Genomic DNA, 15,930 nt, shown 5'->3' with positions numbered 1-15,930 from the left:
GTTAGATACTTTTCTGAATTACTTGTGTTTTGGTGACAAGTTAAACTTAGGATGAGACAATGACAAAAAGGAAAATTAAATATCAATATGTATACCGATAAACCCGCATCAATCCAATCAGAGGATTGTTTTCAACGCTATGAATTTTCAAAGCGCATCGCTTCAATCGTCACAAAACCTTCAATAGACAAATCTCTTATAATCGGTTTGTATGGCAGATGGGGAGAAGGCAAGACAACTGTGATGAATTTTATTCAAAAAGAATTACCTAAGGAAACAATTATTGTAAACTTTAATCCTTGGCTCTTCTCGGATGAACAACATCTTTTAAAATCATTTTTTACTAGTATTTCAGATTCTTTAGGTGCTTCAGATAAATCTAAGAAAGAAAAGATTGGAGAACTTTTAAGCGATTATGGGGGAGCTATTGGGTCTGTTACTCAATTTGTAGGCTTTAATACTGATGGTTTGGAAAAATTAGGTAATAAACTCAAAAGTACCTCTACGGAAGAATTAAAGAAAAGAATTGATGAATTAATTATTCAATCTGGAAAAAGCATTGTTGTTTTTGTAGATGATATTGATAGGTTAGATATCATTGAAGTTCAATATGTTTTTAAATTAGTAAAATTAGTCGGCGATTTCCCTAGGACATGTTATATATTGTCATTTGACGATGAAATGGTTTCCGCTGCATTATCTCCAAAATATGGAGGAGATAGTAAATCTGCTGGATATAATTTTTTAGAAAAAATCATACAAATTCCTCTTAAAATACCTAAAGCAAGTAAGTCGGCTCTATCCAAATATACCTTAGATCTTCTCAATAAAGTTTTGGACGAGAGTTCTATAGATTTAAATCAAGTTGAATCTAATGAATTTCTAGAAGTTTTTAATAATGCTTTTCTCCCCATTATGGACAATCCAAGGTTAGGCATAAGATTTTCTAACAGCTTGTCTTTTTCACTGCCATTATTAAATGGAGAAGTAAACATTAGCAACCTAATGATTTTAGAAGGAGTTAAAATTTTCTATCCTGGCTTATATGATTTTATAAGAAGCAATGGACAATTATTTTTAGAAAGGACTGATGGAGATCAATCAGATTTTAATAATAAAAAGCAAAAGCAAGATGAAATAAAAAAAGAAATTTCACAAGCAACCGTTATGTATGATGAAAAGAAACATAAAGTAATTATCGGAATGCTTGAACAATTATTTCCACAACTTAAAAGTATATATAGTAATACTGGTTATCCAGATGATATTTATGTCAGATGGACTAAAGAGAAAAGAATATGTTCAACTAAATATTTCGATCGATATTTTTCTTATTCTGTACAGGAAGGAGATATTCCGGATAATTACTTTGAAAATTTAGTTAAAGATTTTGAGGATGATAGCATTCACAAAATTGTAGTAAGACTTAATGACACCATAGACAGATATTCTGCATCTGACCTAATCCAAAAATTAAGGATGCAAGAAGGAATATTCAATGAGAAACAATCCTATAATTTATCTTTAGCGTTGGTTGAATTAGGACATACTCTACCAAAAGATCAAGATTTATATTTTTCTTCTACTTATACTCAGTCAGCTATTTTAATTACTCGATTGATAGGAATCCAATCTAAGAAAAATCAATTATCATTATTATTAAATGTATTTTCCATAAGTAAGTCTTTAGATTATAGTATGGTAATTCATCATTGGTTAATGATTCAAGAAGGAAAAGATCCAGTAAATTCAATTTTCTCTGAAAAGGAGAAATTAAAAATTAAAGATTTCCTAATATCTATTTTTAAAGATGCAATCACAGATGAAAACTTCTTTACTTTATTATCGGATGGAAATTTGTGGAGAATATTAAGTTGGTGGATAAATTCACTTCAATATAAAAAGACATTAAAAGCTTTTTGGGATAAGAACTTAAAAAAGAAGAACAACCCTGTTTTTGCTTTGAAATTATTGAAGGTTTTTACGCCGACTATTACTATGACTTCTTCAGCAGATTATATACCAAGAACATATAAATCTGGCTTTTTTCAGTTAAATTTTGACGCAATCAAAGATGTTGTAGATGTAAAGTTATTGAATGATAACCTACTAAAATTAGAAGGATTTAATGTAACTGAAATAAATCCTTCTGAAGTGTCAAGTCAAGATCCAATTAATGACGAAACACTTATTTCTGTATTCCATTGGTTTATAATTACTCAATAGATAAAAGGATAAAAAATATAAATAAATCCTTATTTTTTTATTAAAATAGATTCTTTAAAAAGCGTAATTTGGCATTCTAAATTATACCATTATAGAGATTTAAATCATTAAATTATTACAAACTTATGTCTGATTTAGCTTCAGGTGCAGCTTCAGGGTACATCTATCAATTTGAAAAAGCATTGCTTACTCTTTCAGGATTACAAAATGATAAAGATTTTGTTTCTATTGAAAGCGTAGATGATGTTGCAGCTCATAATGAAAAAGGTTCTGTTTTAATGACCTTTCAGGCAAAGCACAGTATATTAACTTCTGGAACTACTTTTGAAGATACTAGCAAAGCATTATGGAGAACATTCGAAATTTGGATACAAAAAATCAATACTAATATTTTTAATGATAAAACTATTTTTGTTTGTTCCACAAATAAAAAAATATCTAATGACGCTTTATTGTCCAAGATAAAAAATGAAACTTTCAGTAATGTAATTGTTTTAGTAAATGATTTACTAGCGGTGCAAAAAGCTAAATTATTAACAGCAAAAAAAGGAACACATATTCAAAAAACAATAGATTATATAGAGTTTGTTTTAAAAAATCAAGCAGTATTTGAGACTATAAAAAATAATCTACAAATTGAAGATGAAGAAAGCGTAAAAGAAAAGTTTATTGTTGAGTTACATCTAAGTTCTGAGAGTTATACAGATACTATTAGAGATTCTATTTATGAAGAATTTTATGGATGGATTAGTTTGCGAGCAAAATCTAAATGGTTAAATTCTGACGTAGCGCATTTTAGTAAAAATGAATTTGATGATAAATATTATCAAATTAAAACTAATCCTTCTATAATGAATGCTGTATTTAGAACTAAGGAGAGGCTTGGTACAATTGATGATGGCTTAATTAAGAAAGCTAGGAAGGAAATGTTTGTTAGGCAAATAGAAGATATGGCAAGGAATAAAGAAGCTAAGGAAAGAATAATTGTTAGAGCAATTCATGATTTTATATATTCGGATGTAGAAATTAAGCATATTATAATTAAGGGTGATTATACAGAATATGATTTTGAAGTATTTGTTAAACAGTGTAAAAATCATTGGCAAGAATTATATGATGTAAAAGTTTTAAAAGAAATTGATGAATATAATGAGGATGAGAAAAATTTAATATCGATTGATATTTATGATTCGATAATGAAAAGTATTGAGTTGAAATTTAAAGAAGGATTTGGTTTTACTACTGAAAGTGAATATGTTAAAAATGGGTGTTTTTTGAATTTATCCAACAAACCAGAAATAGGTTGGAGACCTGATTGGAAAATAAAATATCAAAGTAAATGAGAACAGAAAATCTTTTCGATTTAATTCAAAACTCAGCAATCAGCGCTCTTGCATTACATAGCTTTGCACTTGGCTATAATAAAGTTTCCAAGGGAAGAAATGAGAAAATTCAATTCCCAAGAATTGAATATACTTTTTTTGTTTTACCTATTGTATACAACAATAACGCTATGGAAATTTTTAAAAGTTCTGACCAACTTTACACGGCTATTTCGAAAGATCATAGTATAACTTTAGGATTACAGGAAAGGGCGCAAAAAATGTCTGAGCAGACATTTAATGGTCTTAACGTTGCATTTAGTAAAAAGATTTTATCATATAACAGAGATGATAAAACAATTGAAATATTGCCTGGGTTTAAAACTGAACGAATTAAATTTCATGACCAAAATTTAAGTACAGAAAATAGTATAAGAAAGATTCAATTAACAGCATATAAGCTGGGCGCAATATTTGCAAAAAAGAATAAGAGAAACATTCAAATAGAACTAAATATTAATTTCTAATGAAACTTAAAATAGCAACAATAATGCTTTATCCTAAAGATAAAAATTATAAACCAAGATTTATAGTTTTTGATGAAGATAAAGTAAACGTTATAACTGGATATAGTCAAAGAGGCAAGTCAGCAATAATCTCTATTATTGATTATTGCCTTGGTAGTAAAGATTGTAATATTCCTATTGATTTAATAAGAAACAAAGTTGATAAGTTTGCAATTTTTATTAATCTCAACGGAGAAAAAATTTTTATTGCTAGAGATTGCCCAACCTCTGATATTGGTACTTCTGAATCTATGTACTATTATAATGTCAATGTAAAAGGTGAAAATAAATCATTGAGAACAAATGAATGGATTGAAGATAAAGATGATTATAAAATAAACAGAGAATCATTAAAAAATTATTTAACAGTAGCTGCTGGTTTTAAAAACATCAGCGATAATGATGATTCTCAAAGTAATCCTTTAGATGCACCGGCAAGTTTTAGGGATACTACTGCATTTCAGTTTCAGCCTCAAGGGATTATTGCAAATTCCACAACTATTTTTTATAATACAGATACATTTGTTCATTTGAAGAGGCTTCAAAATTTATTTCCTTTAGTTTTAGGTTATAAGTCTTATGATATGCTGATTTTAGAAAAAGATATAGATGTTCTTGAAAAAGAATATAGAGATAAAGAAAAGAGGATTGAGGATTTGAAAAAAGCTTATGAGAATTGGCAAAAAGATGTTTACGAATATTATACTAAAGCAATTAGTTTAGGTTTAACAAATGCTGATATTAATATAGAGACATCCCATGTTGAGCAAATTAAGAATGAATTAAAAAATGTTGTAAAAAATGTGAAAAACAATAATTTTCTAAAAGAAAATTCATCATTAAGATATTCAGAAAAATTAGAAGAATTTGATAAAGATAGGATTAAGCTAAGTAGAGAGCTTGATGTATTAAAAGTTGATTTATCAAAAATAGAGCAATTTGATAGATCAAAGAACGAATATTTGAATGATGTTGTTCTAGAACTTGATAAAAGGCTAAAGCCAATAGATTGGTTTTTAAATCAAAAAGGAACAGATGTTTGTCCATTTTGCGATTCAAAATCTGAAAAAGCGATAAACGAATTGTTATCTCTAAAGGAAAGCGAAATGAATAATCTTTCAATTATTGGAGAGTCGAAAAAAATGTCATTCAGTTTTGAAAAAGAAAAATATTCTCTAAAAAATGATGTTAGAAATAAGGAAAAAATGTTACAGAGTGTAAATTCAAACATTAAAATATTGCTTGATGAGAATAAAGAATACTATAAGAAATATCAAGATGTTTTTGAATTTACGGGAAAAATCGAACATGTTCTAAAAACTTTGGATTCATTAGCTCCCACAGGAGAATTGACTGCTGAACTTATCAAACAAAAGGAAATTTTAAGTGGAAAACGTGAAGAACTTATTAGGCTTAATAAGACATTTGACAAAAATTCATGCTTGAAAAAAGTAAGTGATACAATAGATAATTACATTGCAAAGTTGCCAATCGAATCAAAAGAAAATAGGAAGGTTTGGCTAGATCCCGATAAAAGTGTTGGCATTTTGGTTGAGGACACAAAAACCGGAATTCGTAATTATCTGTCTAAAATAGGAAGTGGGGCAAATCATATGTGTTATCATTTGGCTACAATGTTAGGTTTGCATGAGTATTTTTTAAAGCTACCGGAAGAAGATAAAATTAATTACATTCCATCTTTTTTAGTCCTGGATCAACCAAGTCAGGTATATTTCCCAGAGGAGTATCCAAAACCAAATGATAATGTAGAGGAGAAAAAAAAGGAAAAAATATCTCAAGATATTGAAAATACAAGATTGATTTTTAGCACATGTTCTGATTTTATGACGAGAACAAATTTTCAAACTCAAATAATAATTTTAGAGCATGCTCCAGAATCAACATGGAAAGGAGATCTGAATATTAAATTAGTAGGAGAATGGAGAGGAGATGATATTGATGATCCTAAATTTGATGCTCTTATAAGGAAAGATTGGTTTGTTAATAATTAACAATTTAATTGTTTATTTAAACTTCAAACCAAACGTTATGAGAATAAAATTGTAAAGTTAAATTTTCGATTTCAAAAAAAGTTTATTGAACGGATGCTCTTTGAGCGAGTGAATATTGTACTTAAAATGAATATATTAATAATTAAGCTGTTGTAAATTGAATTATGTACAAATGATAGGAGCATTTTTTGTAATTGTTATTTGCTTTATAACTAATAATAAAAAACAATGATTTTTAGAATCTTAGATACTTGGGGTGAACATGATCCAAACTCCAAAAACGAAGTTTGTCTTGTATGGGACAATTGGAATGACTTTAGCTTTTATACTTTATTCGGTATTTTTTATGTAGATGAAAAATCACAAAAGCATGACCTTGGCGGAGTTAAAATTGGTTTTAAAGGACAACAAGAAAGCGATAAAGTTTTTCATATCGATTATGCATTTGATTACATTGGAGATGATTATTTTTCATTAGGAAATTCAGAAGAATATTACGAGCACCTTAATAAGCTGCCAGTGGAAATTAGAGATTTAATACTTAATCAGTTAAACGATATAGCAAAAAAGCAAGATATTTTTAACAGTGTTAAAGAAGAAAGGGTCGTTGAAGTTTCATTTCTTCGAGATCTACATCCAGGTACAATAACAGGACAATATAGAAGAATGGCTAATGGAGGTGCAAAATTAACGCCTTATAGTTTTCGATTTAATAAAGGAGATAAAAATGATCAAGATGGATTAAGTCTAGTGTTTGATGTAATTCCGGAATCGCTCCCTCCAACTAATATTCATGTTTTAATTGGGAGAAATGGTGTAGGTAAAACAACTTTAATTGATAATATGATTCATTCTTTAGTTGTTCCTTCTGGTTTTCTTCCCGTACAAGGTAGTTTTTATTTTAATAAAATAAATATGTATGATGATGAAGGAAATTCCTTTGCTAATTTAATTTCCGTTTCATTTAGTGTTTTTGATGAATTGGATCTGCGATCTGATGAGGAATTTATTAATGGTATGAAGTATTCTTATATAGGTTTAAGGAAAACGAAAGGAGTACAATCTGATTTAGAAATAAAAGATTTAAATGTTCTCTCAGCTGAGTTTTACGAAAGTTTAAAAGTATGCAAGTCTAGAGGTTTACTTCCAAGATTAGTAGAAGCTCTTGAAACTTTACAATCAGATCCTAACTTCCGAAGAGAAAGATTTGTTGAATTAATCATGCGCCGTGAATTGGATAAGTCAGAAATGGTTATTTCCACGGCCTTTAGAAGACTTAGTTCAGGACATAAAATTATTTTGCTTACAATTACTACATTAGTTGAAAAGTTACAGGAAAAGAGTTTGTTACTTATGGATGAGCCTGAAGCTCATCTTCATCCACCGCTTTTGGCAGCATTTATCAGATCGGTATCAGATCTCCTTATCAAAACAAATGGTGTAGCAATTGTTTCAACACACTCTCCAGTAATTCTGCAGGAAGTACCTAGAAGCTGTGTGTGGAAATTAAGAAGAAGTGGAGATATTACTGCTTCAGATCGCTTGAATCGCGAATCTTTCGGGGAGAATGTAGGAGTCTTAACTAATGACGTATTTGGTCTAGAAGTTACAAATTCCGGTTTTTATAAAATGTTGGCAGAAATAGTTAAAAATAACGATTATAACTATGATCAGGTTATACACTCCTTTAACAATCAATTGGGATCTGAAGCGAGATCAATTGTTATGGCTTTAATTGCTAATAAAGAATAAAAATAGAATGCGTAAAATAAATAAACCAGCATTAACAGCAGCAATGGTCTATCCTGAATGTCTTACAACAGTTGGAGACAACGGACTTCGAGGCAGACTTGAACGTTGCCAGACTTTGATAAATGATGCTGAAACAGAGTTTGAAGCTAAAATTACCAAAGGTCAAATCTACACAATTGCGAGGGAAACCGTAGTTAATGGAAATGTAACTTATAAGGAGCTAAAAAATGTTTATACAGCCCAAATGGTTCGAAAGCCTAAAGGAAGAGTGTATTATGATCAGCTTATCATGGCCGCACCAGAAGGGCTTTGTCCACTTTGTTCCCATAGGGAGGCAACTACATTGGATCATTATTTGCCTAAATCTAAGTATCCAAGACTTTCTATTGTTCCGATAAACTTAATACCTTCTTGTAAGGACTGTAATACAGGTAAACTAGCAGACTATCCCACTGGACCTGATGATGAGACACTTCATCCTTATTATGATAATATTGAAAATGTAATTTGGCTAAACGCTATAGTTAATAAGACAACTCCAGTTTCACTGTCTTTTAATGTTAAGGCTCCTACAAGCTGGGATAACTTGCTGAAAAATAGAGTAACTACACACCTAGATTGTTTTAAATTAAATATTCTATATGCATCACAAGCTGCTAGGAGATTATCTGGAATGAAATATAATTTGGAGAAAATTTATTCCAGCGGAGCTGCGCAGGCAGGTATCGTAAAATATCTGGCTGATGAAGCAGCATCAAATGCAGCTATAAATTTAAATTCATGGGAAACTGCAATGTTTAAAGCATTGTCAGAAGATGACTGGTTTTGTTCAACTGGCTTTCGTCTAATTGGATAGTGGATTGGATATGGAAAGGAAAATTACAGAGCATGTTAATTTGATATGTTATCAAAGAATTACTGAGAAAATTTTGGAGGGATTAGTTTAAACATAGCTCTACATTTAAAATTACCAAATGAAATAATTAAGCTTCCATTTAAAAACTTAGCATTTAATATAGAATCAATAAAATCGAGCCTCCAAAAAAATGCATATATGTCTCAATATCTTGTTTACATAAGACAAAATATCTGCTAAATAACTAAGAAATTTTTCATATTATATTTCACAGTACGTTTATAATTAGTAGTTTTAATCAAGCACTCCAAATAACTTATAATATGTAAAATTTTTATATGAATGTTTTAATATTAACAAGACTGGAACTATATGAAAAAATATGGTCAACACCAATGGTTGTTTTAGCCAAAGAATTCAATTTATCGGATAATGGTCTAAGGAAAATATGTAAAAAGCACAATATACCTACACCTTTAATGGGGCACTGGCAGAAAATTCAGTACGGGAAAAAAACTACTGTAATTAAGCTGCCAAATAAAAATAAAGAAGAGCAAATAAAAATTAATATTGATCAATCAAAGTCGAGCTCTTATCAACAGGATCCTAAAATTGATTTGATTTCTGAAAGTATAAAAAACAACAAGCGCCTTGTACTAAAAGTTTCAGATAGGCTAAGCAAACCCGACATTATAGTTGTAAATACTCAAAATTATTTAAAAGAGATAAAACCAGATGCATACAGTCGAATTAAAGGGACTGTACAAACTGGCAGAGGAATGCCAAGTATTATTGTTACTCCAAAAAATATTTCACGATCTTTAAGAATACTCGATAATCTTATTAAAAACTTCCTCGCGTTAAACTATAAAGTAGTTTTAAAAGAAGAAGGGTTAACTATCATCGCCTATGAAGACGACGAGATGAAAATTTCTATTAGAGAAATCTGTAATTCTGTCCAGGTAGAAACTGATTTTAGATGGAAAACCAGGGAGCTCATCCCTAACGGAAAACTTGCGCTGAAAGCGGGACGATTCGGAGCTTATGAATTTGTCGATTCTAACAAAAGCCTCATCGAAGATCAAATTGCAAAAATTCTTATCAAAATTGAAAGTGATTTTTTGGCAATGCATGAAATGAGAGCACGAAGAAAACTTGAAGAAATAAAAAGAAAAGAATTAGAAAAAATAGAACTTGAAAAACAACTTGAAAAAGAGAATGAATTGAATAAGTTCAAACAGTTCTATAACGATGCACACCGGTGGAAAAATTTTAATGTCTTAAAAGAGTATTTTGATTATATAAACACTCAGCCGGAGAAATCGTTACAAACTGAGCAATGGCTTGACTGGGCATCAAAGAAATTAGATTGGTATAATCCATTGTCTAATGCAAAAGAAGAGTTCCTAGATGATGTGGATAAAGATACCTTAAGTTTTAAAAAGAAAACATGGTATTTACCATAATTTGAATAACTCAAAAGAAATATTAATTTTCAAAGTTTGCCAATAGATAATATTAGCTCATTTTCAATTATAAAAAAAGCACTACGTTCACATGAGTTTAACCAAGCTTCATTTATTTACAAAAGATACCGATGCCACTGCTACCGAGCAGGGCTTTTACTTTCAAAAACTCATAACGCTGCGAACATGGCTTCTAAACAGGCTTGAGCAGAACGATACTGACATCTATTGTGACTATGAAGAGGATATTTTCGAACGCAGTGTAGACGCTGGAACTTCCACTTTTAGGCAAGTAAAATTATATTCTGACAATTTTTCTTTTTCTAAGGAAGAAATAGTAAAAAGCATAGCTCATTTTTTTATGCTCTACTGTAAAGGTGATTATATATTGGATGATGTGACCTTTATTTTTGAAACTAATTCTCGGCCAGCACGACAGTATAAAACCGAGGACCCAAAACTTTTGAAGGAGTGGTGGCAGAATCAGGATGAACTCTCACACGAGATGCTTGAAAGATGCAGGATAAAAGTAAAATCTATAATTGATGAATATATAACCAGTGTTATGAGCGCAAAGCTTTCTCCAGAAATGGACAAAGCAATGAAAGAAGCCAAGGAAATATATGACAGACTGCCTAATGATGTCTGGAATGATTTCGTAAGATCTATCAGATGGAAATTTGATGCAGTACCTCAAGAAAATGCCATCCCACAGCTTGTTAAGGAACTGGAGGAATTAGTAATACAGCTTCCTTTTTCTTTAAATCCAGATCAGGCCACTACTTATATATCGGTTCTTTTGTCAGAAATAGCTGCTCGGACTGCGGAAAAAGATACGCAGAAAAAAATTCTCACAAATCTGTCGCTTGATATCCTACTGCTTAATATGGGATCAGAAAAAGACAGATGGTATGCCGCCCTTTACGAAAAATGGAAAGAAGAGGAAACGATTAATGATTTCAGAGTCGGAGAATTCTATGAAATAATTGCTGCGACAAGGCACTGCAGATGGGAGCTGTTCGAAACCGATCATGACGAACTTTGGTGTAGCCTTTTAAAACAGTACATAGAACAGGAGGAAACATTAACATCCTGCCGTCGAAAAGCAATCTACGAGTATATTTTTATTCTTTTATCTCCCGATTCAAAAACCTTCACAATAAAAAATACAATTGAAGGTACAGAACACTTAATCAGATATTATTTTGAAAATCTTGACGATAGAAATTCCTTTTCTGATATAGAAGATGATATAATACTGCTGGAAATAGCGGCTAAGTATTCTGAGAGTTTTCCAGAACTTATTACGTTCCACGAGATAGAAAATTGGCGAAATTCAATACATAAAACCATTGATAATAAAATATCAAATCATAACAATATCGATGAGCTTTGCCTGGCTTTACAGCTAATGGGAAACTTTCATTTTCATAACGATCCATCCATCTCTATTCTTGATAAGACGATTCAGTCAGTAGAATTCTACAGTAAAATCCCTGAAATTCTCCCGCAGGCCCGTACCTACAGTATAACGACGCTTAATAATCAAACCTCCGCCATATTAGATCTACTTATAAGACTCGATACAGAGATTGCCGCCATACAAGTATTGGAAGAATATTTGGATAGCATCGAAGTTTTGGCAATGAAAACAGGACAAAACCTTGAAACGGCAAAAACGCTGGTTCAAAGAAGTTCCAGTTATCTTAGCAGACCTTCAGTTGCAAACTATCTTAAAGCCCTAGGCTGCCTGCATAAAGCTAAAGATTACTGTAATAATGATGATGCCCGCCCCCAATTAATAATGGTACTTAACAACATTGCAAAAGTATATTGGGCTTTGGGAATGAATATTGCCTCTAAATACTATGGTCTGACTGCTCTCTGGGGGTCTGTCCATTTTGGCGATCATACTATATTGAAGATTATTGGTGATAGCTATGCTTCCGTTTTTCACGCCGACTACCAGCAGGGCAGCTGGGTCAGTGCATTAGATGATTTTCAAAATTACATCCACGCAAGAATTGAATTTAATGCTGATGATCTTGATTTGGAAAGAGATCATGTTTTGGCAAATGTTTTAGTGGAACTTGGCTTTATTCTAAGTACTGCGGCTATAATTCATCCAGAATTGCAGGCATTTATTCAACATCAGAAGCAAAAAATCGGTTGGATCTATACCGAATTTCTACAGGAAATTGGCCAGCATACTGAAGCAAAATTTCGAGATCAAAACAAGTTAAAAGAATTACTCAAAAGAAAACTTACCATGATTCCTTTCAGCGATATAGGACCGTCAAGGAAAATAGAATTTGACACCCATGGAATAAAATGGAATATTGTATTCTCAAATGAAGTAAAGATGAATGCAATTGCAGAAGAATTTACTGCCCTTTTTCAAATTATACTCTGTGAGATTGGTTTAATGAGTGTCGATCTGCATCTTCTAAAAATGCCGGTAACAATTCACTTAAGCCAAGACAATGAATACACCCACGATTTCAAACAGCGAATTTCTCATGATGAAGCAGTCTGGGATTTAGCAATCCCTGCCTTAGAGGTAACAGATCAGCTAAAGATTCAATACCACTATGCTTTTTTAACGAGTCGTATTAGAACTCTTTTAAGTAATTTAAGCCTGCTGCCGAGTAAAGAATTCTACGAAGCTTTTGATTCACTTTACAAAAAACAAAATTTAGGACATAAGGGATTAATTATAAATACCTATCAGAAAGTATATTTCAATCATTTAACAGAGGAACAGTTTAGTGAATCGCATCGTTCAGCTTTTAACCCTGTCAGCTTTGATGATTTTAATTCCGAAGGATCCAGACTTGATATAGCTTTTAAAGGAGTCAGCGCGAAATATGATCAGGCTGCGTCATTAGAAAAAATTGCCGGCAGATATAAGCGTAATTATAAAAGTTTATCCGTCAGTCTTGAAATCTGGAAACGGGATCCCAATTTTAAAATACTTATAAATTCATTGCGTAGTACAGGTTTTCTTGACTGGCAGATCCTTTCAGCTCTGAGAAACTTTGTGATTGCAAAAAAAGTCAATATCCTATTACAGAGAAATCCTCCTTCAACTCAGCAAGAGGCTGCAGCTTTAGCAGCAAAACTATCGATAGAAATGAGAAGACAGCTCGAAGATCAAAATTATATTCCAATACCACTGGAGTGGCTGACATCCCCTGAATTTTCATTTTACATGAATAAAGTACCCGTTGATGTCCTGGATTCTTACGGGTTACAAAATGGCATGAAATATCCAAACTTCAGTGCTGTGCACAGCTATCTCTCTATACGTTTTGGATTTTCCTCGGATGATAATTCCGAAGAAAGTCCTTTAAAAGATTTATAATTTTTTCAAGATAATACAGAGCTTTCGCTTTTCGCTTTATGTCAATCTTAAGTCTGGTTTCCTAAAGAAATGTTGTTATTTTCTCAGTACTTAGGAAATGAAAAAATCTTGGAAGAATGAAAAATACAGCTTTAGCTGTTTAAATGTAGCTTTAAAAGCTGAAAGATTTCTTTAAAATATATTTTCCTCATAATCACAGTAAATATCTCATCAGCATCTTTATTTTTATTGGACAGTCAGGTCTTAAGGGTTTTCAATTCATGAAGCTTGAAGCCCTTACAGTTTCAATAGCATCAGTTTCTTTAGATAAATCCATAATCGATTTTATTGAGACTAAATTTGATTTCATTAATTTGGTAAAACAAAATGCTTTTCTTTTCAAACCTCTGTTAGCTCGCTTAAAATCTGGAAATCTTCCAATAAAAGGTTCGAATTTTGTACCAAGGAGTTCACAAAACCCCAGCATTTGTTGGGGTTTTTTTATGTTTATACTTTTTGAAACCTCTATTTTTACTTTGTTAGTATCTAAAGTACAAATAGTAATCCTTATAAAACCACCCTCCTTCCTTTTCTAAGAAACCAGATAAATAGTTTTACAATCTAGAACTCTACTTGTATTCAACACTAGATGTTTTAAAATAAAAAAGAAAACATTATGTAAGCAATACTATATTTTGTTGTAATTTTGTATGACAAAGCAATCATTAATACTTAATTAATAACATTATGAATGATAAACCATACATAGATCGGGTAGCAATGAGTGATTTGGCTTTATCGCAAACGATCGGAGCATTTGTAAAACACCATCGCTTGTCTCAAAACAAAACACAAGAGGAAATCGCGCAAGCTGCCAACATAAGCCGCTCTACACTAAGTTTATTAGAAAAAGGCGGCACAGTTACGCTACCAACACTTTTGCAAGTGCTTCGTGTTTTAGATTTATTATATGTCCTGAATTCATTTACAATTCAAGAACAAATAAGTCCGTTGCAACTTGCCAAGCAAGAAAAACAAAAAAGACAACGCGCCAGAAATAACAATACAGATAACTCCTCAAATTCTACTTGGTAATGATAACAACTGCTTTTGTCAAAATTTGGGGAACCACCGTGGGAGCGATTGCATGGAATGCTGCAACCGGATTGGCTAGTTTTGAATACGATCCGAAATTTGTTGCTACTAAAACTGATTTGGCTCCATTGAAAATGCCCATTACCAACGCAACTAATCGTATTTTTTCGTTTCCAGAATTACAGCAAATCAAAACTTTTAAAGGATTACCCGGTTTACTAGCCGACGTTTTACCCGATGATTACGGAAACCAATTAATCAATAGTTGGCTTGCACAAAACGGCCGCCCTGAAAACAGTATGAATCCTGTGGAGCTTTTGTGTTTTATAGGCACTCGTGGTATGGGCGCTTTAGAATTTGAGCCATCGCAACTACAACCTACTAAAAGAGCTTTTGATATAGAAATTGATAGTTTGATTCAAATTTCTCAAAAAATGCTTTCTCGTAGAGACGAATTTGAAACCAATTTAACTCAAGACGAACAAAAAGCCATGCTCGATATTCTTAAAATAGGAACTTCGGCAGGTGGAGCACGCCCAAAAGCGATCATTGCGTATAATGCAAAAACAGGACAAGTTAAGTCAGGTCAAACCAATGCTCCAAGTGGTTTTGAACATTGGTTAATCAAACTCGATACGGTGAGCGATGTACAATTTGGCGAAAGCACAGGCTACGGCCGTATTGAACTAGCGTACTATTATATGGCTAAAGCTTGTGGAATTGACATGATGGAGTCGCGTTTACTTGAAGAAAATAATCGAGCGCATTTTATGACCAAGCGCTTTGATCGTGATGGAGGCCAACAAAAGCATCACATTCAGACCTTGTGCGCCATGCAGCATTACGATTTTAATCAAATAAGCAGTTTTAGCTACGAGCAACTTTTTCAAACCATGCGTTTGTTGCGCCTGCCCTATCCGCAAGCCGAGCAATTATTTCGCAGAATGGTTTTTAATGTGATTGCTAGAAATTGCGACGATCATACAAAAAATTTTGCTTTTCGACTTCAAAAAGGTGGTGCTTGGGAACTTGCTCCCGCGTACGATGTTTGCTTTGCGTACCGCCCAGACAGCGAATGGGTGAGCCAACACAACTTAAGCATTAACGGCAAAAGAAAAAATTTTCAAAGAGAAGATCTTTTACTAGTTGCTAAATCAATGAATATCAAAAAAGCAACTAATATTATAGACCAAATTCAATTGAAAGTTGCTAATTGGTACACTTTTGCCGATCAAGCTCAAGTAGATCCTGCATTCAAAGAGCGCATTGGCAGCTACCACTTGAAGCTGTAA

The 15,930-nt window shown here is 32.1% G+C and carries 10 protein-coding genes; all 10 read left to right on the top strand.

Annotated elements, in window-relative coordinates; genetic code table 11:
* The first annotated feature begins 87 nt into the window (after positions 1 to 87).
* Positions 88 to 2,226, top strand: a complete 2,139-nt coding sequence (locus G9Q29_RS05040) for a KAP family P-loop NTPase fold protein (RefSeq protein ID WP_166133975.1) — start codon at positions 88 to 90, stop codon at positions 2,224 to 2,226.
* 125 nt (positions 2,227 to 2,351) lie between these two features.
* Positions 2,352 to 3,569 carry an ABC-three component system protein gene (locus tag G9Q29_RS05035; RefSeq protein WP_166133973.1) on the top strand — a complete coding sequence of 406 codons (1,218 nt, stop codon included), beginning with the start codon at positions 2,352 to 2,354 and terminating at the stop codon, positions 3,567 to 3,569.
* Positions 3,566 to 4,075 (top strand): three component ABC system middle component, encoded by a 510-nt coding sequence (locus G9Q29_RS05030; RefSeq protein WP_166133971.1) that lies wholly within the window; start codon positions 3,566 to 3,568, stop codon positions 4,073 to 4,075. Before G9Q29_RS05035 ends, G9Q29_RS05030 begins: the two co-directional genes overlap by 4 nt.
* Positions 4,075 to 6,126, top strand: coding sequence for a DUF3732 domain-containing protein (locus G9Q29_RS05025; RefSeq protein WP_166133969.1), 2,052 nt, complete (start codon positions 4,075 to 4,077; stop codon positions 6,124 to 6,126). Before G9Q29_RS05030 ends, G9Q29_RS05025 begins: the two co-directional genes overlap by 1 nt.
* Before the next feature lie 228 nt (positions 6,127 to 6,354).
* Positions 6,355 to 7,878, top strand: a complete 1,524-nt coding sequence (locus G9Q29_RS05020; protein ID WP_166133967.1) for an AAA family ATPase — start codon at positions 6,355 to 6,357, stop codon at positions 7,876 to 7,878.
* A 7-nt stretch (positions 7,879 to 7,885) separates the two neighbouring features.
* Positions 7,886 to 8,734 carry an HNH endonuclease gene (locus tag G9Q29_RS05015; RefSeq protein ID WP_166133965.1) on the top strand — a complete coding sequence of 283 codons (849 nt, stop codon included), beginning with the start codon at positions 7,886 to 7,888 and terminating at the stop codon, positions 8,732 to 8,734.
* Between the two features lie 338 nt (positions 8,735 to 9,072).
* Positions 9,073 to 10,200: a hypothetical protein gene (locus G9Q29_RS05010; protein WP_166133963.1), complete on the top strand. Its 1,128-nt coding sequence runs from the start codon at positions 9,073 to 9,075 to the stop codon at positions 10,198 to 10,200.
* Positions 10,201 to 10,291: 91 nt separating this feature from the next.
* A complete protein-coding gene (locus G9Q29_RS05005; RefSeq protein ID WP_166133961.1) occupies positions 10,292 to 13,564 on the top strand; it encodes a dsDNA nuclease domain-containing protein in 3,273 nt (1,090 codons plus the stop codon).
* 726 nt (positions 13,565 to 14,290) lie between these two features.
* Positions 14,291 to 14,638 carry a helix-turn-helix domain-containing protein gene (locus G9Q29_RS05000; protein ID WP_166133959.1) on the top strand — a complete coding sequence of 116 codons (348 nt, stop codon included), beginning with the start codon at positions 14,291 to 14,293 and terminating at the stop codon, positions 14,636 to 14,638.
* Complete coding sequence (locus G9Q29_RS04995) at positions 14,638 to 15,930, top strand: type II toxin-antitoxin system HipA family toxin (RefSeq protein ID WP_166133957.1); 1,293 nt, start codon at positions 14,638 to 14,640, stop codon at positions 15,928 to 15,930. Before G9Q29_RS05000 ends, G9Q29_RS04995 begins: the two co-directional genes overlap by 1 nt.

Source organism: Flavobacterium turcicum (assembly GCF_011365745.1).
Lineage (GTDB): Bacteria > Bacteroidota > Bacteroidia > Flavobacteriales > Flavobacteriaceae > Flavobacterium > Flavobacterium turcicum.
Note: the sequence above shows the minus strand (reverse complement) of the source record. Positions and strands in the feature narration are given on the sequence as shown.

Excerpts from the sequence above, each read along its gene's own strand:
- G9Q29_RS05035 (WP_166133973.1), top strand. The coding sequence starts at position 2,352 with ATGTCTGATTTAGCTTCAGGTGCAGCTTCAGGGTACATCTATCAATTT.
- G9Q29_RS05015 (WP_166133965.1), top strand. The coding sequence starts at position 7,886 with ATGCGTAAAATAAATAAACCAGCATTAACAGCAGCAATGGTCTATCCT.
- G9Q29_RS05020 (WP_166133967.1), top strand. The coding sequence starts at position 6,355 with ATGATTTTTAGAATCTTAGATACTTGGGGTGAACATGATCCAAACTCC.
- G9Q29_RS05030 (WP_166133971.1), top strand. The coding sequence starts at position 3,566 with ATGAGAACAGAAAATCTTTTCGATTTAATTCAAAACTCAGCAATCAGC.
- G9Q29_RS05010 (WP_166133963.1), top strand. The coding sequence starts at position 9,073 with ATGAATGTTTTAATATTAACAAGACTGGAACTATATGAAAAAATATGG.
- G9Q29_RS05005 (WP_166133961.1), top strand. The coding sequence starts at position 10,292 with ATGAGTTTAACCAAGCTTCATTTATTTACAAAAGATACCGATGCCACT.
- G9Q29_RS05000 (WP_166133959.1), top strand. The coding sequence starts at position 14,291 with ATGAATGATAAACCATACATAGATCGGGTAGCAATGAGTGATTTGGCT.
- G9Q29_RS05025 (WP_166133969.1), top strand. The coding sequence starts at position 4,075 with ATGAAACTTAAAATAGCAACAATAATGCTTTATCCTAAAGATAAAAAT.
- G9Q29_RS04995 (WP_166133957.1), top strand. The coding sequence starts at position 14,638 with ATGATAACAACTGCTTTTGTCAAAATTTGGGGAACCACCGTGGGAGCG.
- G9Q29_RS05040 (WP_166133975.1), top strand. The coding sequence starts at position 88 with ATGTATACCGATAAACCCGCATCAATCCAATCAGAGGATTGTTTTCAA.